The organism is Pseudomonas bijieensis, from assembly GCF_013347965.1.
GTDB lineage: Bacteria > Pseudomonadota > Gammaproteobacteria > Pseudomonadales > Pseudomonadaceae > Aquipseudomonas > Aquipseudomonas bijieensis.
The window spans coordinates 1,842,251-1,864,314 of record NZ_CP048810.1 but is presented as its reverse complement, the minus strand read 5'-3'; the positions used below and the strand labels follow the sequence as shown (position 1 = coordinate 1,864,314).

General features: G+C 61.9%; 22 protein-coding genes and 1 pseudogene. 11 read left to right on the top strand and 12 right to left on the bottom strand.

What is annotated here, in order from left to right; translation table 11 throughout:
• Positions 1-34 precede the first annotated feature (34 nt).
• Positions 35-982, bottom strand: coding sequence for a LysR family transcriptional regulator (locus GN234_RS07875; protein WP_109751704.1), 948 nt, complete (start codon positions 980-982; stop codon positions 35-37).
• A gap of 142 nt (positions 983-1,124) precedes the next feature.
• Here GN234_RS07875 and GN234_RS07870 point away from each other — a divergent pair, with 142 nt between their 5' ends.
• The gene (locus GN234_RS07870; RefSeq protein WP_176689566.1) at positions 1,125-1,727 is read left to right on the top strand and encodes an NADPH-dependent F420 reductase; all 603 of its coding nucleotides are present in this window, start codon (positions 1,125-1,127) and stop codon (positions 1,725-1,727) included.
• Positions 1,728-1,741: 14 nt separating this feature from the next.
• Here GN234_RS07870 and GN234_RS07865 read toward each other — a convergent pair whose 3' ends face one another.
• On the bottom strand, positions 1,742-2,674 hold the full coding sequence (locus tag GN234_RS07865; RefSeq protein WP_176688221.1) for a LysR family transcriptional regulator: 933 nt from the start codon (positions 2,672-2,674) through the stop codon (positions 1,742-1,744).
• A gap of 112 nt (positions 2,675-2,786) precedes the next feature.
• On the opposite strand from GN234_RS07865, the gene GN234_RS07860 reads away from it, so the two are divergent.
• Together GN234_RS07860 and GN234_RS07855 are read left to right on the top strand one after the other, a co-directional pair.
• Positions 2,787-3,281 (top strand): DMT family transporter, encoded by a 495-nt coding sequence (locus tag GN234_RS07860; RefSeq protein ID WP_163854533.1) that lies wholly within the window; start codon positions 2,787-2,789, stop codon positions 3,279-3,281.
• A gap of 2 nt (positions 3,282-3,283) precedes the next feature.
• Positions 3,284-3,736: a DMT family transporter gene (locus GN234_RS07855; RefSeq protein WP_109751707.1), complete on the top strand. Its 453-nt coding sequence runs from the start codon at positions 3,284-3,286 to the stop codon at positions 3,734-3,736.
• A 5-nt stretch (positions 3,737-3,741) separates the two neighbouring features.
• Here GN234_RS07855 and GN234_RS07850 read toward each other — a convergent pair whose 3' ends face one another.
• The 3 genes from GN234_RS07850 to GN234_RS07840 form a co-directional block, all read right to left on the bottom strand.
• Entirely contained in the window at positions 3,742-4,023 is a 282-nt protein-coding gene (locus tag GN234_RS07850; RefSeq protein ID WP_109751708.1) for a hypothetical protein, read from the bottom strand.
• A gap of 128 nt (positions 4,024-4,151) precedes the next feature.
• Positions 4,152-5,168: a purine-nucleoside phosphorylase gene (locus tag GN234_RS07845; protein WP_176688220.1), complete on the bottom strand. Its 1,017-nt coding sequence runs from the start codon at positions 5,166-5,168 to the stop codon at positions 4,152-4,154.
• Positions 5,169-5,209: 41 nt separating this feature from the next.
• Positions 5,210-6,160 (bottom strand): nucleoside-specific channel-forming protein Tsx, encoded by a 951-nt coding sequence (locus GN234_RS07840; RefSeq protein ID WP_176688219.1) that lies wholly within the window; start codon positions 6,158-6,160, stop codon positions 5,210-5,212.
• A 308-nt stretch (positions 6,161-6,468) separates the two neighbouring features.
• On the opposite strand from GN234_RS07840, the gene selD reads away from it, so the two are divergent.
• Both selD and mnmH read left to right on the top strand, forming a co-directional pair.
• Positions 6,469-7,503 (top strand): selenide, water dikinase SelD, encoded by a 1,035-nt coding sequence (gene selD, locus GN234_RS07835; RefSeq protein ID WP_176688218.1) that lies wholly within the window; start codon positions 6,469-6,471, stop codon positions 7,501-7,503.
• Positions 7,503-8,607 (top strand): annotated as a pseudogene (gene mnmH / locus GN234_RS07830) (tRNA 2-selenouridine(34) synthase MnmH). The gene selD and the pseudogene mnmH overlap by 1 nt, the downstream one beginning before the upstream one ends.
• Before the next feature lie 144 nt (positions 8,608-8,751).
• On the opposite strand, the gene GN234_RS07825 reads toward mnmH, so the two are convergent.
• Positions 8,752-9,426 (bottom strand): histidine phosphatase family protein, encoded by a 675-nt coding sequence (locus GN234_RS07825; protein ID WP_109751713.1) that lies wholly within the window; start codon positions 9,424-9,426, stop codon positions 8,752-8,754.
• A gap of 316 nt (positions 9,427-9,742) precedes the next feature.
• Here GN234_RS07825 and GN234_RS07820 point away from each other — a divergent pair, with 316 nt between their 5' ends.
• The 4 genes from GN234_RS07820 to GN234_RS07805 all read left to right on the top strand — a co-directional run bounded on the left by GN234_RS07820 (position 9,743) and on the right by GN234_RS07805 (position 13,890).
• A complete protein-coding gene (locus tag GN234_RS07820; protein WP_109751714.1) occupies positions 9,743-10,441 on the top strand; it encodes a glutathione binding-like protein in 699 nt (232 codons plus the stop codon).
• Complete coding sequence (locus tag GN234_RS07815) at positions 10,438-11,295, top strand: PhzF family phenazine biosynthesis protein (protein WP_176688217.1); 858 nt, start codon at positions 10,438-10,440, stop codon at positions 11,293-11,295. The genes GN234_RS07820 and GN234_RS07815 overlap by 4 nt, the downstream gene beginning before the upstream one ends.
• Before the next feature lie 114 nt (positions 11,296-11,409).
• Positions 11,410-12,384 carry a porphobilinogen synthase gene (gene hemB / locus GN234_RS07810; RefSeq protein ID WP_163854522.1) on the top strand — a complete coding sequence of 325 codons (975 nt, stop codon included), beginning with the start codon at positions 11,410-11,412 and terminating at the stop codon, positions 12,382-12,384.
• Between the two features lie 411 nt (positions 12,385-12,795).
• Positions 12,796-13,890, top strand: coding sequence for a DUF1615 domain-containing protein (locus tag GN234_RS07805; protein WP_176688216.1), 1,095 nt, complete (start codon positions 12,796-12,798; stop codon positions 13,888-13,890).
• Positions 13,891-13,989: 99 nt separating this feature from the next.
• Here GN234_RS07805 and GN234_RS07800 read toward each other — a convergent pair whose 3' ends face one another.
• Positions 13,990-14,502, bottom strand: a complete 513-nt coding sequence (locus tag GN234_RS07800; protein ID WP_063325134.1) for a hypothetical protein — start codon at positions 14,500-14,502, stop codon at positions 13,990-13,992.
• Between the two features lie 193 nt (positions 14,503-14,695).
• On the opposite strand from GN234_RS07800, the gene GN234_RS07795 reads away from it, so the two are divergent.
• Entirely contained in the window at positions 14,696-15,325 is a 630-nt protein-coding gene (locus tag GN234_RS07795) for a glutathione S-transferase family protein (protein WP_176688215.1), read from the top strand.
• A 1-nt stretch (position 15,326) separates the two neighbouring features.
• On the opposite strand, the gene GN234_RS07790 is transcribed toward GN234_RS07795, so the two are convergent.
• From GN234_RS07790 to GN234_RS07770, 5 genes are all read right to left on the bottom strand, one after another.
• Positions 15,327-15,863, bottom strand: coding sequence for a PqiC family protein (locus GN234_RS07790; RefSeq protein WP_176688214.1), 537 nt, complete (start codon positions 15,861-15,863; stop codon positions 15,327-15,329).
• Positions 15,864-15,880: 17 nt separating this feature from the next.
• Positions 15,881-17,539 (bottom strand): PqiB family protein, encoded by a 1,659-nt coding sequence (locus GN234_RS07785; protein WP_134923671.1) that lies wholly within the window; start codon positions 17,537-17,539, stop codon positions 15,881-15,883.
• Positions 17,520-18,164, bottom strand: a complete 645-nt coding sequence (locus GN234_RS07780; protein ID WP_109751844.1) for a paraquat-inducible protein A — start codon at positions 18,162-18,164, stop codon at positions 17,520-17,522. Before GN234_RS07780 ends, GN234_RS07785 begins: the two co-directional genes overlap by 20 nt.
• An 11-nt stretch (positions 18,165-18,175) precedes the next feature.
• Positions 18,176-18,772: a paraquat-inducible protein A gene (locus GN234_RS07775; RefSeq protein WP_163854517.1), complete on the bottom strand. Its 597-nt coding sequence runs from the start codon at positions 18,770-18,772 to the stop codon at positions 18,176-18,178.
• Positions 18,773-18,883: 111 nt separating this feature from the next.
• Positions 18,884-19,324 (bottom strand): CBS domain-containing protein, encoded by a 441-nt coding sequence (locus tag GN234_RS07770; RefSeq protein WP_030138503.1) that lies wholly within the window; start codon positions 19,322-19,324, stop codon positions 18,884-18,886.
• Between the two features lie 345 nt (positions 19,325-19,669).
• On the opposite strand from GN234_RS07770, the gene GN234_RS07765 reads away from it, so the two are divergent.
• Positions 19,670-22,033, top strand: coding sequence for a DNA polymerase II (locus tag GN234_RS07765; RefSeq protein WP_176688213.1), 2,364 nt, complete (start codon positions 19,670-19,672; stop codon positions 22,031-22,033).
• Positions 22,034-22,064 lie beyond the last annotated feature (31 nt).

Here is a 22,064-nt window from a genome sequence, read left to right as displayed (position 1 = left end):
AAACGCTCCACGGATGGTCGTGCTCGGAGGCCGATCATCCCATGGGCGCTGCACTGGATTCCAGCGCGCAGAAACGCTTGGCCAGCCCTTCGCGTTCGAAATGTTCGGTGATGAAGTCAATAAAGCCCCGGGTCTTGGCGGGCATCAATGTGCGGCTGGGGTAATACAAGGAGATTGCGCCAAGGTCCATGTACCAGTCCGGCAGCAACCGCACCAATTCGCCCCGTTCCAGCCAGGGCAGCACGTCCGGCACCGTCAACAGTGAGATACCCAGGCCCAGCAGGGTGGCTTCGCGCATGGCGACGGGGTCGTTGAGGACGATGGATTCGGGCAGCCGCAGCGCCGATTCAAGCCCGGCAGCGTTGCGCATCACGGCCTGGCGCACGCGACCGGTCAGGCTCGAGCGCAGCACGATGTTATCGAAGTGGGCCAGGTCTTCTGGATGCGCGGGCCGGGGGTGTGTAACCAGGTAGGCAGGACTTGCCACCGCGATCAGATGGGCCGGTGCCAAGGTGCGCGAGACGACGCCGGGCGTCAGTTCGAAGCCGCCGCCAATCGCCGCGTCGAAGCCTTCGGCGATCAGGTCTACCCGGCGGTTTTCGAAATGCCATTGTGGCCGGATCAGCGGATAGCGAGCCAGGAATTGCGGCATCAGCGGCAACACATGCCCGATGCCGAAACTCGGTGACAGGCTCACTCGCAATACCCCGGCCGGTTCACCCCGTTCCGTGGTCACGGCGCCGATGGCCGTCTGCAAGGCTTCGAGGTGAGCGCCGATACTGGCCAGGAAGTGTTCGCCGTTTTCGGTCAGGGACAATTTTCGGGTCGAGCGCTGGAACAGGCGCACGCCCAGGTTGCGCTCGAGCATCGCTACGTTGCGACTGACGGCGGCAGGCGTCAGGCCCAGCAACCTGGCGGCTGCGGAAAAACTCCCCGTCTCGGCACTGCGGGCGAAGCATTCAAGGTTGGCGAGGGTTTCCATGGCGTTCTGCCTGATAGCAATGCTTGAAAATGATTCAAGCTATTACCGGCTAATCAGGCGGGAATGACAAGAGCAATATGCACCCCAACGGCGGACATCACCGCCAGGCTTATCCCAACCTTTGAGGACAGACGACATGAGTATCGAAACCATTGGCATCATCGGCGCCGGCGCCATTGGCAGTGCTTTCGCCCGCGCCCTGGCCCGCCAGAACATCAACGTGGTGATTGCCAACAGCCGTGGCCCGGACAGCCTGGCCGGGCTGGTCGCCGATCTGGGGCCCACCGTGCGTGCCGGCACCGTGCAGCAAGCCGCGGCCCAGCCGATGGTGTTGGTGGCCGTTAATTGGTCGAGGCTGCCGGAGGCGTTGAGTGGTTTGTCGGACTTTGCCGGGCGCATCGTGATCGATGCCAACAATGCAATCAAAGTCCCGGAGTTCGAGGCGGTTGATCTGCAGGGCCGGGCTTCCACCGAGGTGTTCAGTGAGTGGGTGCCGGGCGCGCGGGTGGTCAAGGCCTTCAATCACTTGCTGGCGCGCCTGCTGGAGGCAGATCCGACGTCCGAAGGCGGCAAGCGGGTGCTGTTCCTGAGCGGTGACGACGTGCAGGCACGCGATGAGGTCGCGCAGTTGATCGAGCGCTTGGGATTCTTCGCCGTGGACCTGGGGCCCCTGAGTGTAGGCGCACGCTTGACCCAGTTCCCGGGCGGCCCTCTGCCGGTGCTGAACCTGGTCAAGTTCGACTGAGCCTAACAGTGCGCTCAGCGATCCCAATAGGGCACTTCGCCAAAACACTCCAGGAAAAAATCGATGACCGTGCGCACCTTCACCGACAGGCGTCGGCTGCCCGGCCAGAGAATGGCGATCTGCTGGGGTTCGAGGCTGTTGGAGGCCTGGTAATCCTCCAGTACCGGGACCAGCCTGCCATTGCGCAACGCTTCGCCGATCAGCCAGGACGGAAACATCACCAGTCCCAGGCCTTGTTCGGCGGCCTGGGTCAAGGTGTCGGCATGGTTGCTGGTGATCGGGCCCTTGACGCTGTAGGGCGTCCAGGCCTGGCCCGGGCGGCGGAAGAACCAGCGCTGCTGGCCGGTCACGCCTTTGTAGGCCAGGCATTGATGGGCCGCCAGATCCTGGGGTTTGAGCGGCACGCCGTGGCGAGCCAGGTAGGCGGGGCTGGCCGCGATCTGAAAACGATGGGGGGCGACGACCCGCGCCTGCATGCCTGAATCATGCAGCGGGCCGATCCGAAACAGCAGGTCGGCGCCTTCCTGCAGTGGGTCGACGTAACTGTCGGTCTGCTGGATCTCCAATTGCAGCTTTGGGTAGCGTTCGCACAACTGGCCCAGCCACGGGGTCAGGTGGCGCTGGCCGAATACCACCGGGGCGTTGATCCGCACCAGTCCGGAGGGCTCGCTGTGCTGTTCCTGCAAGGCTTGTTCGGCTTCCTCCAATTGCACCAGTAGCAGCCGAGCATGATGCCCCAGTAGGCGGCCGGCTTCGGTGGGGGACACGGCGCGGGTGTGCCTGTAAAGCAATTGCTGGTTCAGGGCCTGCTCCATCAGTTGGATCTGCCGGGAAATCGATGACGGAGCCAAGCCTTCGCGCCGGGCCACCTCCGAGAAACTGCCGTGATCGAGCACCGCGACAAACAAGCGAAGCGCCTTGAAGCCGAGTTCATTGAGGCCGTGCATGGGGTGGCGGTCCTGTGCGTATTACGCAAAAGTGTTGTCGGGATACTCCCATTTATCGCACAGGGACACCAGCCGATAATGCCGGCCTTCCTTTTCCAAACAGGTTCTGAGCATGCAGGTTTCCTCATTGAACGAAGCCGGTCCGGTGACGGCTGCCCAACCACGGTCGTTCTTGCGCTGGCTATTGTTGCCCGTGGTGATCCTGGCCGGTATGGGCTTGTCGGTAGAGGCCGGCCTGCTGGGGCCGCTTGGGAGCCAGGTCGGGCATTTGTGGGCCACCCTGAGCATCTTTGGCGTCGGCTCGGCGATTCTCTTCCTGCTGTTACTGCTCAGCGGTCGGCAACAAGGTCCGGCGCTGAATGAACTGCCACGCTGGCAACTGATCGGCGGTTTCCTGGGGCCCATCTACGTGGTGGTGCTGACGCTCGCCACGCCCCACATCGGCATCGCCATGACGATGGTCGCGATCCTTTCCGGCCAGGTGGGCAAAAGTGTCTTGATCGACCATTTCGGCTGGTTCGGTGCGAGCCGCAAACGGGTCAACGGCGAACGTTGGCTGGCGTTGGCACTGATAGTCGTAGCCCTTGTCCTGATTGCCCGAGGTTGAATATGAGTCTGTTCATTTTATTGCTGGTGGTGGTCGCTGCGGGTGCGGTGCTGAGTGTCCAGGCGGCTATCAACGGCCGCCTGGGCCAGACGGTCGGTGTGCTGCGCAGCAGCCTGCTGACCTTTGCTGTGGGCGCTGTGGTCACCGGGTTGCTGATCGTATTTTTCGAACCGGCCCACGCGGTCACCTTGCTGGATGTGCCGAAATGGCAGCTCAGCGGTGCGTTGTTCGGCGTCGTCTACATGATGGTGATGGTCGGTGCGGTGCCGCGGGTCGGGACGGGCGTGGCGACGGTGGCGGTGATCGTCGGGCAATTGGGCATGGGTATGTTGATCGACAACTTCGGCTGGCTGGGCAACCCGGCCATCGGGTTGTCCGGTAGCCGGATCCTGGCCATGGCCTGCCTGGCCTTGGCGCTGGTGTTCATGTATCGCAGCAGTGTGCAGCAGGCCTGAAGGGCTCAGTTGCTTTCGACATTCAGTCGCAGGCTGCCATCGTCCAGGCGCTCGGTGCTTCGGACGATGCCACTGGTTTGCCGGCCTTCGGCGCTGAATACTACGATCTGGGCTTTATCCAGGTCGTCCGGCATCGGTGGGTGTACGTGCAGTACGAACCATGGCGGTTCGGCGTCGTCGAAGCGTTTGACGTCGAACTGGCAAGTGGCATTTTGGGTCTGGTGCCCAAGTAGCGCGTCCAGGCCGTAATAGAAGTGAGTGCTGTCGGCAGCAAGGGGCATGTGCATCGTCGGTCTCCTGGGGACGCTCGGTGGATGTTCAAGTGATCCTGCCTGGAATGGAAAATTCCATCGGGTGAGCTATGGAAACTAGCTCACCACCCCTGCACATTTCCTGTGGTGTGAGTTTCGACAGATCACAAAGCAGGCACACCGTTTTCCCACGCCGACCAGTTTTTCACGATGTCCTGCACCACCGGGTTGCCGGTGCGGAAGAGGTTTTCCAGTGCAGGAACGAACGCGCCCTGGTCAGCGTATTTGAGCAGGTTGTCCACTTCGTTGCCGCCGGGTTCGGGACGATCGAAGTCGGACCCGGCCCGCAGTACGGCCAGCCGGTTGATATCGACCCGACCTTCGCGGCTGGCTCGCAGCAAGGCCTCGTAGGTGGAGTTGTCCTCCTGTTGGGTGGTGCAGTAGACGCCTTTGTTATCCGTGAGCAGGCGGGTCCAGACCTCGGCGCGTTCGCTCAGGCGCGTACCGGAGAACCAGGTGTTGCCGGCCAGGGTGTCGCAGCGGGTCACCACCGGTGGCTGGTTGGCCGGTGCATACGGATATTTCAAACGCCAGGCGGCTGACTCCTTGCTTTCAGTCAGGGCCACTTTCTGGCTGAGGGCAAATGCCTTGGCTTGCAGGGCCGGGTTGAGTTCGAAGACTTCGGTCTTGTAGTCCAGCGGCGGCTTTTCATTCGGCCCCTTGGTGTTGATGCCCAGGTAGCCGGTGGGCCAATCCTTGGGTACATCGCGCGAATCAAGCTCCCATTGGGTGCCGAATTCCACCAGGTAATGGGCCCAGGCAGTCGTACCGAGGGTGCCATGGTGCGGGTTGATCCCGGCGATCCCAGCTACCAGGAAATAGCTTTTGCGCAGGTCGACGGCTGGCGAGAGCGCCAGAGCCAGTGTCGAGGCCGCGGCGTTGGTCTGGCCCATGCCGGTGATCAGCAGGCAAACCCGCTCGGCATTGCAGCGGATCGTTGGATACTCGGCGGACAGCCCTGGTACGCGGATCTCATTCTTGAGTTGCAGGCGTTCGATCCAGTTCTGCGCCTCGGGAGCGAACATCGTGATCAGCATGACTTTGGGTTGAAGCGGCGGTGTGGCCCCGGCGGCCGAGCAGAACAGGGCCAAACCGATTGAAGCAAGCAGGCGATTGGTCATGAATCGTTACCTCCATGGATTAGAAAAGGGCGAGCAGGGGCTCAGAATTGATAGCCGACACCCGCGTAGTATCCCCACCCATCGGAGCGGGCGCGGAAGTTACCGTCGCCAAAGTTAAGCTCACTGCCGTCCTGCCAGTTGCCGCCGTTGTGAAAGTAACGGCCCACCAGGGTGAAGCGCAGGTGCGTGAACGAATACAGCAAGACGTTGGTGGCGACTGTGGCGTTGGCGGTGCGGGCCGGGTTGTCCTTGTGCAGGTCTGAACCGAAATCGAAGTTGGTAAAACCGATGTACGTCAGCGAGGCGCCGTTGCTGAACTGGCTGATCGGCACGATATATTTGAGTTGGGCGCGATAGCCATCCCAGGAATATTCATTGCTGGCGCCGTAGTTTTCCCATTGATAACGCCCGTAGAAGTTGGCCGACAGGTTGACCCGCGAATGGGTGTCGATGTCGGTGCCCAGGCCGCTGTACAAGGTGTTCGCGCGATTGGCGCTATTGCTGCCGTGATCGTAGATCCAGTCGAACGCCACATACCACTCCTTGAATGGCCCGATGGCCAGGCTGCGGCCAGTCATGTAGTCGATGGAAATACGCGGTTCATGCTCCATGAACACCGGCGAGCCATGATCCCACACACCTTTGTCGTGGCTGTTGCCGATGTCGAAGATCTTTGGGATGTCGATATAGCCATACAGCTCGAACGGCCCCTTGCGTCCGAAATATTCGTATTCCAGATAGACGTCATCAACGGGTTGCGGGCCGAAGCTGATGTCCTTGCTGCCGATGATCGTCAGGTCCTGGTTGTACCAGTCGGACAGGTAGACACCTTTTTTCGAGGAAGTGGCTTCAGGGCTGAGCGCCTCACCTTGGGCGGATACTTCGCTCGTCTGGGCCTGGCTGGTGGTGCTGAGTAATCCGGTAACGGCGGTCAGTAGCACAGCGGCTGCGAATACGCCGGGCGCGGCGTGACACCGAGGATTGAAGTCCATGGAAAGTCCTTGTTCGTGCGGGTCGAAACCCGGGTTCCGTGATTGAAAAAACACGACTCGCTTTGGCGTTGCGAGTGATTTCGCAAACGTTTGCACATCCTGTACCAGTTTTTCGTACTGGCTTGAAAAACATGTATTTAGGACATTTTTCCTGTCCTTGTGGTCAGGCGTCGTGCACGACCTGTTACCCGGTTCCTTGAAGGGGCACCAAAAGGTGGCAGGGCGTAAGGGGGCACTGTCGTGCAGCGACACAGGACCGTCGGCGTTGCTGGTAGACTCGTTCCAATTGACTGAGACGAGGTATGCCCATGAGCGAGCCGATTCGCCTGACCCAGTACAGCCACGGCGCCGGTTGCGGCTGCAAGATTTCGCCCCAGGTGCTGGAAGTGATCCTGGCCGGCAGCGGTGCGCAGAACCTTGACCCCAAGCTGTGGGTCGGCAACGCCTCCCGGGACGATGCTGCGGTATACGCCATCGACGAGGAACGCGGCGTGGTCTCGACCACCGATTTCTTCATGCCGATTGTCGATGACCCGTTCGATTTCGGTCGCATCGCCGCCACCAATGCCATCAGCGACATCTACGCCATGGGCGGTGACCCGCTGATGGCTATCGCGATCCTCGGTTGGCCAGTCAATGTATTGGCCCCGGAAATTGCCCGGGAAGTGATTCGCGGTGGTCGTTCAGTGTGCGACGAGGCGGGTATCCCCCTGGCTGGCGGACATTCAATCGACGCGCCTGAGCCGATTTTCGGCCTGGCGGTCACAGGGCTGGTGCAAAAGCGCCACATGAAACGCAACGACACGGCTACCGCCGGTTGCCGCCTGTACCTGACCAAGCCCCTGGGCATCGGCATCCTGACCACGGCGGAAAAGAAGGGCAAGCTGCGCGCCGCTGATGTTGGCCTGGCCCGTGACTGGATGTGCACCCTCAACAAACCCGGCAGCCGCTTTGGCAAGCTCGACGGTGTGACGGCGATGACCGACGTCACCGGTTTCGGCCTGCTCGGGCATCTGGTGGAAATGGCTGACGGCAGCCAACTGACCGCGCGCATCCGCTATGACGCGGTGCCGCGTTTGCCGGGCGTCGAGTACTACCTCGACCTGGGTTGTGTGCCGGGCGGTACGCTACGCAATTACGACAGTTACGCCAGCAAGGTCGGTCGGGTCCAGGAACTGCACAAGCGCGTGCTGTGCGATCCGCAGACCAGTGGCGGCCTGTTGATTGCTGTCACCGCCGAAGGCGAGGGCGAATTCCTGCGGGTTGCCGCTGAACTGGGCCTGGCACTGGAGCCCATCGGCGAACTGGTCGAGCGACAGAGCTACGCGGTCGAGGTGTCTTGATGGCCAATGACATCACCGATTACCGCGACATCTTCCTCAATGACCGGCCGATGATGGACACCCGTGCCCCGGTCGAATTCATCAAGGGCGCCTTCCCCGGCGTGGTCAATTTGCCGTTGATGACCGACAGCGAACGGCAACGCGTCGGTACCTGCTACAAACAGCAGGGACAGCAGGCCGCCATTGTCCTGGGGCACCAACTGGTATCCGGTGAAACCAAGGCCCAGCGCATCCAGGCCTGGGCCGAGTTCGCCAAGGCCCATCCCGACGGTGTGCTGTATTGCTTTCGCGGAGGCTTGCGTTCGCAGATCGTCCAGCAGTGGCTCAAGGACGAAGCGGGCATTGACTACCCCAGGGTCGGTGGTGGCTACAAGGCCATGCGTACGTTCCTGCTGGAGACTGTCGAGCAGGCGGTGAGCCAGTGCGACCTGGTGCTGCTGGGCGGCATGACCGGCACCGGCAAGACTGAAGTGCTGGGTCAGTTGGGCAACAGCCTGGATCTGGAAGGGCATGCCAACCACCGTGGTTCGAGCTTCGGCAAACGCGCCACCGGCCAGCCTTCCAACATCGATTTTGAAAACCGCCTGGCGGTGGATGTGCTGAAAAAGCGCGCCGCCGGCATCGAACAATTTATCCTTGAAGATGAGAGCCGTGCAGTCGGCAGTTGCGCCTTGCCGCTGTCCTTGTACCAGCGTATGCAGCAGGTTCCGATGGTCTGGCTGGAAGACAGCCTCGAGCACCGGGTGGAGCGGATCTTGCGCGATTACGTGGTCGATCTGTGTGCGGAGTTTGTCGCCGTGCATGGCGACGAAGGTTTTTCGCTGTTTTCCGAGCGGTTGCTGGCAAGTCTGGACAATATCCACAAACGCCTGGGCGGCGACCGTCACCGGCGCTTGATGAACATCCTGGAAACCGCCCTGGCCGAGCAGGCCAGCAGCGGCGCCGTCGACTTGCATCGCGGTTGGATCGAAGGCTTGTTGCGTGAGTATTACGACCCGATGTACGCGTTCCAGCGGGAAAAGAAGGGGGCGGCGGATCGAGTTCTCGGGGGAGCAGGCGGCGGTGTTGGAGTATCTGCGTGAGCGGGCGGTTCGGGGAGGGTGAACTCGCAAGTTCGGGCTCATGATTGGAAAATACTAACCCGGTGGGAGCGAGCCTGCTCGCGATAGCGGTGCATCAGTCACATCAATGCCAATGGGGCCAACGCTATCGCGAGCAGGCTCGCTCCCACAGGGGGGGGCTTTTTGGTCAAGTCGGGCAGGCTTCCTGGCCGTTGTCCAAGCCTTGCTTGTAGCTCTGGCTGGTGAGGCTGGCCTTGCCGTTGTGCCAGGTCAGGGTCAGCACATACAGCGAATCATAATCGCCGGATGCCCAGTCATCGGTAATGGTCTGCTTCTTGCCCACGGCCTCGCCGGCAACCTTGTTGATCAGCTCCGGCAAGTAGCCATGGGACCATGCGGTATAGATGGTCGAGTTGTGGTACTTGTCATGCAGCAATTCGTCCGCCAGGTCGCCGGTATCGTTGGCCGAAAAATTGATGTTCACCGGCAACCCGAGCTTGATGGCACTGGGGCTGATGGTCATCAGCGGGCGAATATAGCTATAGGAATTGTCCAGCTCACCCTCTTCGACATTGCGGGTAGGGTTGGCTGCGAACACGTAGTCGGCCTTGCCGAATTTTTCTGGCAGCAGGGTCGCCAGGTCGATGGCGCGGTTAAGGCCCTGGCAGTTGAGCTGACCCAGGCCTCCGGCGGGTTTCTCGGCGTGGCGCAGGAACACCAGGGTCTGGATGCCATCGACTGGCTGGGCGCGACTGACGCTCGATTCCAGCGACAGCACCAGGCCACAGGTCACAAGCAGCGTCGGCAGCAACAGCCACGAACGGCGTTTGAAGCGTCTGGCGAAATTCAGTGGGTTCATCATCGAATAAATGTTCTTTTGAACTCTCTAGTCAGGCTGACAAACCTGGGGCACCGGGAAGCGTTGGCCTCGGGTGTTTTTCCGTGTCGTTACTCCGCTTCGGTTCCAAAGGGGCACTGCTCAGAGTCTCTTCGTGCCCTTTGGTTCGATCTCGGTTGATCCCGTGCACTGTAAGGCCTCCTGTTTGGAGGTCAGTCGAATCTTAGTGACAGGATGTTGCGGAATTAAGAACGGTCGGTGTGAAACCCGTGATGCGCTGGTGCTGTCTGGCACATCTTGGATTATTCTCAGGCCTTTCCTTAATTGCCGAGCCTGTCCCATGCCCGACTTGACCTCATTCCCCATCAGCCAGAAATGGCCCGCCCAATACCCGGAGTGGCTCCAGCTCTACTCCCTGCCAACCCCCAACGGCGTGAAGGTCTCGATCATGCTGGAAGAGATCGGCCTGCCATACGAGCCCCACAAAGTGGACTTCGCCAGCAACGATCAGCTGTCGCCCGAGTTCCTTTCCCTGAACCCGAACAACAAGATCCCGGCGATTCTCGACCCTCATGGGCCGGGGGACCAACCGTTGGCGTTGTTCGAGTCGGGGGCGATCCTGATTTATCTGGCGGACAAGAGCGGACAGCTGCTGGCCCAGGAATCGGCGGCGCGCTACGAGACGATCCAGTGGTTGATGTTCCAGATGGGCGGGATCGGGCCGATGTTCGGGCAGTTGGGGTTCTTCAACAAGTTCGCCGGCAAGGACTACGAAGACAAGCGGCCGCGCGATCGCTACGTCGAGGAAAGCAAGCGCCTGCTCAAGGTGCTCGATGGCCGTCTGCAAGGGCGGGACTGGATCATGGGCGAGCGTTACACCATTGCCGATATCGCCACCTTTCCCTGGGTACGCAACTTGATCGGTTTTTATGAGGCAGGTGATCTGGTCGGTATCCAGAACTTCCCCAATGTGACGCGGGTGCTGGAGCGTTTCCTGGCCCGACCGGCTGTGGCACGTGGATTGAAGATCCCGGAATGAGTAACCCGCCGCCCCGCCGATTCGATTTCAAGCAACTGGATGTGTTCAGCGACGTACCCCTCAAGGGCAATCCGTTGGCGGTGGTGCTGGGGGCCGATGGGATCAGTGATTCGCGCATGGCGGCTTTTGCCAACTGGACCAACCTCAGCGAAACCACGTTCCTGTTGGCGCCGCAGCACCCGCAGGCCGATTACCGGGTGCGTATTTTCACCACCTCGACCGAATTGCCGTTTGCCGGGCATCCGACCCTGGGCAGTTGCCACGCCTGGCTGGAAGCCGGAGGCGTGCCGAAAGGGCAGGAGATCGTGCAGGAGTGTGGCGTTGGCCTGGTCAGGATTCGCCGCAACGATCGTGGGTTGGCATTCCTCGCACCGCCCTTGCTCAAGTCCGGTCCGCTGGAGGCCGACCTGCTGGAGCGGGTGCGCAAGGCGCTGGGGCTCGCCGCCGAGGCGATTGTCGAGGCGCAATGGGTCGATAATGGTGCTGGCTGGCTGGCCTTGATGCTCAAGGATCGCCAGCAGGTCCTGACGCTCAAGCCTGATTATCCTCAATTGCTCGACCTGGCCGTGGGCGTGATCGCACCTTGGGATCGGGCCGTGGATGGCGATGAGGCACACTTTGAAGTGCGCGGCTTCATCGCCGGTGACGGCATGCCGGAGGACCCTGCTACCGGCAGCCTGAACGCCGGGCTCGCGCAATGGATGCTGGACAAGGGCCTGGCGCCTTCGTCCTATGTGGTCAGCCAGGGCTTGACCATGGGCCGGGCCGGGCGGATTCATGTCGAGCAAATAGGGGAGGAGATCTGGATTGGCGGCGCGGTGGTGACTTGCATCAATGGCTCGCTGACCTTGTGAGGCGATTATTGCCGCGCCGGTAACACTCTGTTTTCCTGCCGGCGTTTGTGCCCTGGTCGACCAGGGCATAAGCTGTGCCCCCTTGTGATCGAGCATCCATTTGCCAGGAGTCCCATGACCAGTCAGTTCCCCGAAGCCCGTCCACGCCGCCTGCGTCGCAATGCGAGCCTGCGCAGCCTGTTCCAGGAATCCGAGTTCACGTTGAACGACCTGGTGCTGCCGATTTTCGTCGAAGAAGAAATCGATGACTTCGTGCCGATCAAGAGCATGCCGGGGGTGGTACGCATTCCTGAATCGAAGCTGGCCGGCGAGATCGAGCGCTATGCCCGTGCCGGCATCAAGGCGGTGATGACCTTTGGTGTGTCCCATCACCTGGACAACGACGGCAGCGACACCTGGAGCGAGCGCGGCCTGGTGTCGCGCATGGCCGGGATCTGCAAGGACGCGGTGCCGGAAATGATCGTGATGTCCGACACTTGCTTTTGCGAATACACCGATCATGGTCATTGCGGCGTCCTCCACGGGCACGAAGTGGACAACGACCGGACCCTGGTCAACCTGGGCAAGCAAGCCGTGGCGGCGGCCCGCGCCGGTGCCGATGTGATCGCGCCATCGGCGGCCATGGACGGGCAGGTCCAGGCCATTCGCAAGGCCTTGGACGAAGCCGGTTTCAGCCAGACGGCGATCATGGCCTATTCCACCAAGTTCGCCTCGGCGCTCTATGGTCCGTTCCGCGAGGCCGGCGGCAGCGCCCTGAAAGGCGATCGCAAGAGTTACCAGATGAACCCGATGAATCGCCGCGAAGCCCTGCGCGAATCCTTGCTCGATGAACAGGAAGGTGCCGATGCGCTGATGGTCAAGCCGGCCGGTGCCTACCTCGATATCATCCGCGACATTCGCCAGGCTTCGAACCTGCCGCTGTCGGCTTACCAGGTCAGTGGTGAATACGCGATGATCAAGTTCGCCGCCCAGGCCGGCGCCATCGACGAAGCCCGCGTGGTGCGCGAAAGCCTCGGCGCGATCAAGCGCGCGGGGGCAGACCTGATCTTCACTTATTTCGCGATGGATCTGGCGCTGAGCGGGATCTGATCAGCGCTGGATTTTCGCTGGGAGCGGGTGTTCACACATCCGGCGTTCACCCCAATCCCTGTGGGGGCTGAGCTTGCTCGCGATAGCGGTGGGTCAGCTTCGGTGATGTTGGATGTGCCGCCGTCATCGCGAGCAAGCTCGGCTCCCACACTGATTTTGATTGGACGCAAGTTTTATATTCACCGCCATTCCCCTGTGGGAGCGAGCCTGCTCGCGATAGCGGTGGGTCAGTTGGCGGCGATGGTGAATGTGCCGTCGGCATCGCGAGCAGGCTCGCTCCCACATTGGGTTTCTGGGGCTATCGAGCCGGTTTCCTTCCAGGACCATTTCGGTGCTCTGCGCGATAGAACATAGCCCGTACCCGCTTTTGATCGTATGGTTGCTCCGGAATAACAGACCTGATGGAGCACCATGCAACTCAATCGATTGATGATCAGCGTCGCCGCGTTGCTGGCCCTTGCCGGTTGCGGCAGCCGCCAGGTCCAGGAGCCTGAGCGCCAGCCCGCCGAGGTCAAGGCGCAGATTGTGCGATTGCTGCCGGCCAAGACTGTGGATCGCGAGGGCTGGGCGACTGATATCTATGTCGCTTTCGCGGCTCAGCAGATCCCGACCACCACGCAGAACATCTGTGCTGTCCTGGCGGTGACCGAACAGGAGTCGACGTTCCAGGCCGACCCGCCGGTGCCGGGGCTGGGCAGGATCGCGCGTCAGGAGATCAACCGCCGTGCGGCGAAGGTGCACGTTCCGGAGCTGTTGGTCAGTGGTGCACTCCAGGTACGTTCGCCCAACGGCAAAAGCTACAGCGATCGGCTCAACGCGGCGCGTAGCGAGAAAGAACTGAGCGAGATTTTCGACGACTTCATTGGCATGGTGCCGTTGGGCAAGACACTGTTCGACGGTTTCAATCCGGTGCACACGGGTGGGCCAATGCAGGTCAGCATCGCCTTTGCCCAGGCCAATGCGCGAAATTATCCCTATACGGTAGATGGCTCGATTCGTCGCGAAGTGTTCAGCCGTCGTGGCGGGATGTACTTCGGTATCGCGCATTTGCTGGGCTATCCGGTGAGCTACACCGAGCCGTTGTATCGTTTTGCCGATTTCAATGCCGGGTGGTACGCCAGTCGTAACGCGGCTTTCCAGCATGCGGTAAGTGTAGCGTCGGGCATTTCCCTGGCGCTGGATGGCGATCTGGTTGCCCATGATTCAATCATGCCAGGCAGCACGGAATTGGCGGTACGTACGTTGGGCAAGTCGCTAGGGATGCGCAATCCGACCATTCGCGATCAATTGGAGCAGGGTGACAGCCTGGCATTCGAGGACAGCAAGCTCTACAAGCGTGTGTTCGAGCTGGCTGAGCGGGCCGAGGGCAAGGCGTTGCCGCGGGCGGTACTGCCGGGGATCGTGCTCAAGAGCCCGAAGATTACGCGCAAGCTGACCACAGCGTGGTTCGCCAAGCGGGTGGATGAGCGTTATCAGCGGTGCATGGCGCGGGCGTCGGGGCGTTAGCCAAACGCAGGCCAAGTAAAAGCCCGGCGGATAAGGCCGGGCTTTACTGGGATGGTGTGGGGGCGGGCGCTATCTGGAACGTTGTGACGACGGAACAACTCATACGCGGTTTTCGATCAAGCGATCAGAACCACCCTCGGCGACGCGACGTTCCAGCAGACGATCGGCACCGCCTTCAGCGACGCGGTTTTCGATCAGGCGATCAGAGCCACCTTCGGCGACGCGACGTTCCAGCAGACGATCGGCACCGCCTTCAGCGACGCGGTTTTCGATCAGGCGATCAGAGCCACCCTCGGCGACGCGACGTTCCAGCAGACGATCGGCACCGCCTTCAGCGACGCGGTTTTCGATCAGGCGATCGGAGCCACCTTCAGCGACGCGACGCTCCAGCAGACGATCAGCCCCGCCTTCGGCAACGCGGTTTTCGATCAGGCGATCAGAACCGCCTTCGGCGACGCGACGTTCCAGCAGGCGATCGGCACCGCCTTCAGCGACGCGGTTTTCGATCAGGCGATCAGAACCGCCTTCAGCGACGACGGGTTGCGAGGAGGCGGCAAATACGTTGGCGGCCAGTACAGAGAAAGCGAGGCTGAGGATGACTTGGCGTTTCATGATGGTGTGCTCCGGGGTGCAGTAGGTTTGTGTGGGGCCATTGTTGTCCCGGGCGATCATCAAGAGAACTTCATTGACATGATGGTGAACATCGACGGCAGTGATAGCTCGTTGGGCCACTGCCGGTCAGCTCGATGGAACACTGATAGGCTCCCAGGCTCTACCGGCTAACCCTTATGCAGGAGGTGCGTCCATGTATCAGTTATTCGGTTACAGGCAATCCGGTTCCTCGGCGGTGGAGGTTGCCCTGTGTCTTTGTAAGGTGGCTTATCGGCGGGTCGATGCCTATTCGACCGAGGACAGCGATGCAGCGAAAGAGCTTGAGAAACTCAACCCGCAGAAGCAGGTGCCGACCCTGCTGTTGCCGGATGGCTCGGTGCTGACTGAGGCGGCGGCGATCCTGATCCACCTCGGGTTGACCTTCCCCGCATCGAAGCTGCTTCCGCAAGATCCGGCCCAGCGTGCGCAAGCCATACGGGGCCTGGTTTACATCGCGGCCAATTGCTACACGCCCATCGGCATTATCGATTTTCCGCAACGCTGGCTGGAGGATGCGGACGAAGCGACTCGGCAGCGTTTGATATCCGGCACGCAGCAACGGCTGTATCACAACTGGGCGCTGTTTGCCGACCAGTTCCCGGCCCGACCTTTTCTCAGCGGTGCCGAACCGGGGGCGCTGGATATCCTGGCGGCCGTGATCACGAAGTGGAGAGATACGCGGGCGGCGATGCTAAACGCACGTCCAGCGTTCTACGAGTTGTTGGAGCGCATCGATCACCATCCGCGTGTTGCGCCCGTGCTGTCGCTGCATTGGCCTGAGTGAATCAAGGGCACATCTTGCGTGCGGCCGCCTGCTCGACGAGGCCGACAAATTGCCGGACATTCTCCTGATGCGCCGTCACCAGCTCGTCGATACTGGCGCCCGTCGGCGTCTGCAGGCTGCTGCGGCAGGTGAGGGGGCGGGCGTCGTTGCCCGGGTTGCGCAGTCGCCATTGCACATCCATGCGGGCATAGCGGCCAGGGATCGAATCAAAGCGTTGCACGTCCACCCGCAGCAATGCTTTCGGCGCGCCGGGGTTGCTCAGTTGTTCGTCCAGGCTGCTGCGCAGTTCATCGGCCAGGCTGGCGCCCCACCATTGCGTTTCCAGGATCGCCAGCCCGCTGTTGCCCTGGCGTATGACGATCTGGGTGCGGTCCACCTGGGGCGGCACGCTGACCTGTTCGATCTGGATGTCCACGCCGGAGCGCGACTGGCCGGCCGGTTGGGCCGGGCTCAGGGTGTGGTAGTGGATCGGATCGCTGCGGCAGGCGCCCAGTAGCAACGCCACGGCAACCAGGGTGAGTTTCAGCGTCATCGGCATGGGGCGGGCTCCTGTGATCATTCTTTCACCGGCAATGTGAGGTTCTGTGCCGGTGCGTCCTTGGGACGACCGCGAAGCAGCGATTCGGGGTGGCGGCTCAGGTAGTCCGACAGTTCGCGCAGCGAGCGCGACATGCGCCCCAGGTCGTCCAGGGTCTGGGTCAGTTGTTCGCGCTGGGGCGAATCTTCGGCGAGGGTCGAATTGGCCGATTGCAGGGTCTTGCTCACGTCCTGCAAGGTGCTTTGTACGCCCGGCAGGGTCTTGCTGTTGAACTGGGCCAGGCCTTTGCGCAGCTCTACCAGGTTGCCATCCAGGTTGCCGGCGATGCTCTCCAGTGGCAGTTTGTTGATCCGCTCGATCATCGCCTGCAGTTGTTCCTGCAGTTGTTGGAGGCTGCCCGGGATGGTCGGGATGCGCACGGGGCGGGCGCTTGGGTCGAAGGCGACTTTTTCCGCCTTGGGGTAGAAATCCAGCGAGATGTACAACTGCCCGGTCAACAGGTTGCCGCTGCGGGCCTGGGCGCGCAGGCCGCGTTCGACGAAGCTGCCGATCAGGCGGGCGCCGGCGGCTTCGTCGTCCGGGTTGTGATTGAGGCTCTTGAGCAGCTTCTCATGGGCCTTGCCCAGGCGCTGCGGGTAGATCACCACGCCGACGTTGACCGGAAAGCTGCGCTGTTTCTCATCGAAATCCAGATTGATTGCCACCACCCTGCCGACTTCCACGCCGAGGAACTCCACCGGCGCCCCGACTCGCAAGCCGCGCAGTGCCTGATCGAACCGCAGGGCCAGGTACTGCGCCTTGCCATCGGGCGGGGCGAGGGCGCTCTGCTGGTCGGCGAACAGCTCGAATGTCTTGTCTTCGCTGGCAGGGGTGTCGTTGGGGCTGTATTCCGGCGCCCGGAACGCGATGCCGCCCAGCAGCAGCGCCGAGAGCGATTCGGTCTTGACCGCGAAGCCGTTGGCTCCGACGTTCACATCCACGCCGCTGACATTCCAGAACCGGGTGTTTTCGGTGACGTAGACATCGTTGGGCGCGTTGACGAACACGTCGATGTCGACGCCTTTGCCCTCGGCGTCCAGGGCATAGGACACCACTTGGCCCACTGGGATCTTGCGCAGGTACACCGGCGAGCCGATATCCAGCGAGCCGAGGTCCTGGGAGTGCAGGGTGAAGCGCTTGCCCGGTTCGCCATAAGTGATGGGAGGCGGGTTCTCCAGGCCGGTGAAGGATTTGGCGCGCACTTTCGATTGACCGGCGTCGGCGCCGATGAAGTCTCCTGACAGCAGGGTGTCGATTCCCGAGATCCCACCGGCCCCGATCCTTGGCCGCACCACCCAGAACACCGAATCCTCGTGGGTGAAGGTGTCGGCAGTCTTGGCGAGCTTGACCGTGGCGGTGACGTTCTTCTGGTCATCGCTCAGTTGCACGTCGGTGACCTGTCCGATGACCACGTTGCGATATTTCACCTGGGTCTTGTTGGCGGTCAGGCCCTGGCCGGTCTTGAAGGTGATGGTGATGGTCGGGCCTTCCTGCAGCCAGTTGTGGACCACCAGGGAAATGCCTACCAGCACCGCGATGATCGGCACGATCCATACCAGCGACACCGTCCAGCGACGGCTGGTGACGTGGGCACGGCCGGGTGCGGGTTGTTGCCCGTCAGTGGCTTGCGACTTCATCCATGACCTCCTCGGATGGTTGAGTGTCCCAGATCAGCCGGGGGTCGAAACTCATGGCCGACAGCATGGTGAACAGCACCACGAGGCCGAAGAACAGGATCCCCGGCCGCGGTTCGATATCGCTCAGGGCCTGGAACTTGACCAGTGCCGCCACCAGGGCCACCACCAGCACATCGAGCATTGACCAGTAGCCGATGACTTCCACCAGCCGGTACAGCTTCGCCCGCTGGACCTGGGCCCAGGTGCTGCGCCGCTGCGCGGTCACCAGCAACAGGGTCAGGACCACGAACTTGATGCCCGGTACGGCGATGCTGGCGATGAAGATAATCAGGGCGATGTCCCAGGCGCCGCTTTGCCAGAACTCGATGACGCCGCTGATGATGGTGCTGTCGGCGCCTTCGCCGAGCATCTGGGTATTCATCACCGGTAGCAGGTTGGCCGGAATGTAGAACACCAGTGCGGCCAGCATGTAGGCCCAGGTCCGGGTGATGGCGTTGGGTTTGCGTCGGTGCAGGGCGGCGTCGCAGCGGGGGCAGGCCTGGGGTTCGTCGGTCATGTCACAGGCCAGGCCGCAACTGTGGCACAGGCACAGGTCCAGGTCGCGGGCTTCTGGCGGGGTGTCCAGCGGCTGGTCGTTCACAGGTTGTCCCACAGGTCGCGGACATCGCGCCCGGCAATGCGGATCATCAGCAGGCTCAAGGCCGCCAGGGCGAACAGGCCGATCCCCGGAAGCACGTCCAGCAGGCCGGCGAGCTTGATCACCGCCACCAGCGCGCCCAGCAGGCACACCTCCAGCATGCTCCAGGGCCGCAGGGTTTCCAGGCTGCGCATGCACAGGTTGAACCCCGGCGCCCGCCGCTGGAGGTAGGCATGGCCCAGCACCCAGAGCAGAAGCACTAGTTGGAAGGCCGGTGCAATGATGATTGCCACCGCTGTCACCAGGGCGATGAAGGTGATCGGCCCCTGGCTCAGCGCCACGATGGAGTCCCATAACGTCGCGCTGTTGCTCAGGCCCTGGAGGCGGATGCTCATGACCGGGTAGATGTTGGCGAAGGCCCACAGCACCGCGGCCGTTGCGCTCAAGGCCAGGCGCTGCTCGATGGTCAGGCCGTTGTAGCGCTGGATTACAGCGTGGCAGCGCACGCACGAGGCTTTCTGGTGCGGGGCGAGCACAACCGGCTCGTATACCGCATCGCAATGTTCACAAATGATCAGTCGGGCGGTGTCGGCCATAGGGATGCTCGGCAGGAACAACCCCTTCAATATAGAAGTGCGTTGAGAATGAGCAACCCGTCCGGCAGGCGGTGGGGAAATTCGCTACGTTTCACACCGCCTGCCGAGGGCTCATTCGCCGCGAATGTATTGCTCCAGTTGTCGGATCAGGTCGGCCTGCTCGGCAATGGCTTCCTTGACCAGGTCGCCGATGGACAGCAGGCCGACGAGCTTGCCGTCCTCGACCACCGGCAAATGCCGCAGGTGCTTTTCGGTCATGATGCTCAGGCAGGTTTCGACATTCTGGTGCGGGTCTATGGTGATCACCGGGGAGACCATGATGTCGCTCACTTTCGTGCCCACCGAAGAGCGGCCATGCAAGACCATTTTGCGCGCGTAGTCGCGCTCGCTGATGATGCCCAGCACTTCATCGTTTTTCACCACCAGCAAGGCGCCGACGTTTTTCTCGGCCATGCGCATCAGGGCCTGCAATACCATGTCGTCCGGTGAGATGGTGTGCACTTGCTGGTTCTTCTCATCTTTTATCCGGAGCAACTGCGCGACGGTTTTCATGGAGGGAGCCTCAGGTGTTGTTTTTGCGGGTGATTAAAGAATCGTAGACCCAACGGCGCAGAGCAAGCGGTAAAGCGGCGGCCAGTCGTCCAAAAGCGTCATTGTCGGTGAATTTCCCTCGAACTATGGGAGCGCGCTGTTGTGGCGAGGGAGCTTTCTCCCGCTGGGCTGCGTAGCAGCCCCGGTTTTTGGCACTAGCCCGATATACCGAGGTGGCCGGTTTTGGGGCTGCTTCGCACCCCAGCGGGAGCGAGCTCCCTCGCCACAGGAGCAGGTCACTTGGGCAGGTGAAGTTCTCTCGCCGCAGGTAGAATCGTCGCCTACGCAAAATTCGAGGTTGCAGCGGTGGATTTACAGCAGGGCTTCGTCCTGACCCGGCATTGGCGCGATACCCCGGCCGGCACCGAAGTCGAGTTCTGGTTGGCGACTGATGCCGGCCCCCGACGTGTGCGCCTGCCGGTGCAGCCGTCGGTGGCGTTTGTGCCGCAGATCCAGCGCGGCCAGCTCGAAGCCCTGCTGCAAGGGGAGAAGGACATAGAGCTCCGTCCCCTGGACCTGCTGGATTTCGAACACCGTCCGGTGTTGGGGCTGTATTGCCAGCAACACGCCCAGTTGATGCGCCTGGACACCACCTTGCGCCGTGCCGGTGTGGAGGTGTTCGAGGCGGATATCCGGCCGCCGGAGCGCTACCTGATGGAACGCTTCATCACCGCACCGGTCTGGTTTGGCGGTACGCCGGCCGCCGATGGCCTGCTGGTCGACGTCCAGATGAAGCCGGCGCCCGACTACCGGCCGCCGTTGCGCCTGGTGTCCCTGGACATCGAAACCACCGCCCAGGGCGAACTGTACTCGATTGCCCTGGAAGGCTGTGGTGAGCGCCAGGTCTACATGCTCGGGCCCGCCAACGGCGACGATAGCGGCGTGGATTTCCAGCTGGAATACTGCGAATCACGCACGGCGCTGCTGAAAAAACTCAACGACTGGTTCGCCCGTTTCGACCCCGATGGGATCATTGGCTGGAACCTGGTGCAATTCGATCTGCGGGTGCTGCATGAACACGCCCGGCGGCTGGCGGTGCCATTGCGCCTGGGGCGCGGTGGCGAAGAAATGCAATGGCGCGAACACGGTACGCGCAACAATCACTTCTTCGCCTCGGCCGCTGGCCGGCTGATCATCGACGGTATCGAGTCCCTGCGCTCAGCCACTTGGAGTTTCCCCTCGTTCAGCCTGGAAAACGTCGCCCAGACGCTGCTGGGGGAGGGCAAGTCCATCGATAACCCGTACCAGCGCATGGACGAGATCAATCGCATGTTCGCCGAGGACAAGCCGGCCCTGGCCCGCTACAACCTCAAGGACTGCGAGCTGGTGACGCGGATCTTCGCCAAGACCGAACTGCTCAAGTTCCTCCTGGAACGGGCCAGCGTCACCGGCCTGCCGGCGGACCGCAGCGGTGGTTCGGTGGCGGCCTTCACGCACCTGTACATGCCGCTGATGCATCGCCAGGGTTTCGTCGCACCGAATCTTGGCCAGCGTCCACCCGAAGCCAGCCCGGGCGGCTTTGTCATGGACTCCCAGCCGGGGCTCTACGAGTCGGTGCTGGTGCTGGACTACAAGAGCCTCTACCCGTCGATCATCCGTACCTTCCTGATTGATCCGGTGGGTTTGATCGAAGGCCTGCGCCACCCGGATGAGCAGGAATCGGTACCCGGCTTTCGCGGGGCGCGCTTCTCTCGTAGCCGACATTGTCTGCCGGCCATCGTCGCCCGGGTCGCCGAAGGCCGGGAAACCGCCAAGCGCGAACACAATGCGCCACTGTCCCAAGCGCTGAAAATCATCATGAACGCTTTTTATGGCGTGCTCGGTTCCAGTGGCTGTCGCTTCTTCGATCCGCGCCTGGCCTCGTCCATCACCCTGCGTGGTCACCAGATCATGCAGCGCACCCGCCAGTTGATCGAAGCCCAGGGGCATGTGGTGATCTATGGCGATACCGACTCCACGTTCGTCTGGCTACGCCGGGCCCACGGCCAGGAAGAGGCGGCCAGGATCGGCCGCGAGCTGGTGGCGCACGTCAACCAGTGGTGGCGCGGGTACGTACGTGACGAATTCGGGCTGGAGAGCGCGCTGGAGTTGCAGTTCGAAACCCACTTCAAGCGCTTCTTGATGCCGACCATTCGGGGCGCGGAGGAGGGCAGCAAGAAACGCTACGCCGGGCTGGTGACGCGCGCCGACGGCAGCGACGAAATTGTCTACAAGGGCCTGGAAACCGTGCGCACCGACTGGTCGCCGCTGGCCCGGCAGTTCCAGCAGGAGCTGTACGGGCGGATCTTCCACCGCCAGCCCTATCAGGATTATGTGCGCGATTATGTGCGACAGACCCTGGCCGGTGCGTTCGATGATCGGCTGGTCTACCGCAAGCGCCTGCGCCGGCCACTGGAAGACTACGAACGCAACGTCCCGCCCCATGTGCGAGCCGCGCGCCTGGCCGATGAGTTCAACCAGCGTCAGGGCCGGCCGCGGCAGTACCAGAACGGCGGCTGGATCAGCTACGTCATCACCGTCGCCGGCCCTGAACCTTTGGAAACCCGCAATGCACCCATCGATTACGACCACTACGTGACCAAACAGCTACAGCCGGTGGCGGATGCGATCCTACCGTTTGTGGAGGATGATTTTTCGACGTTGGTGGGTGGGCAGATGGGGTTGTTCTGAAATCCCCAGGTATTCAGGCCTAGCTGTGATC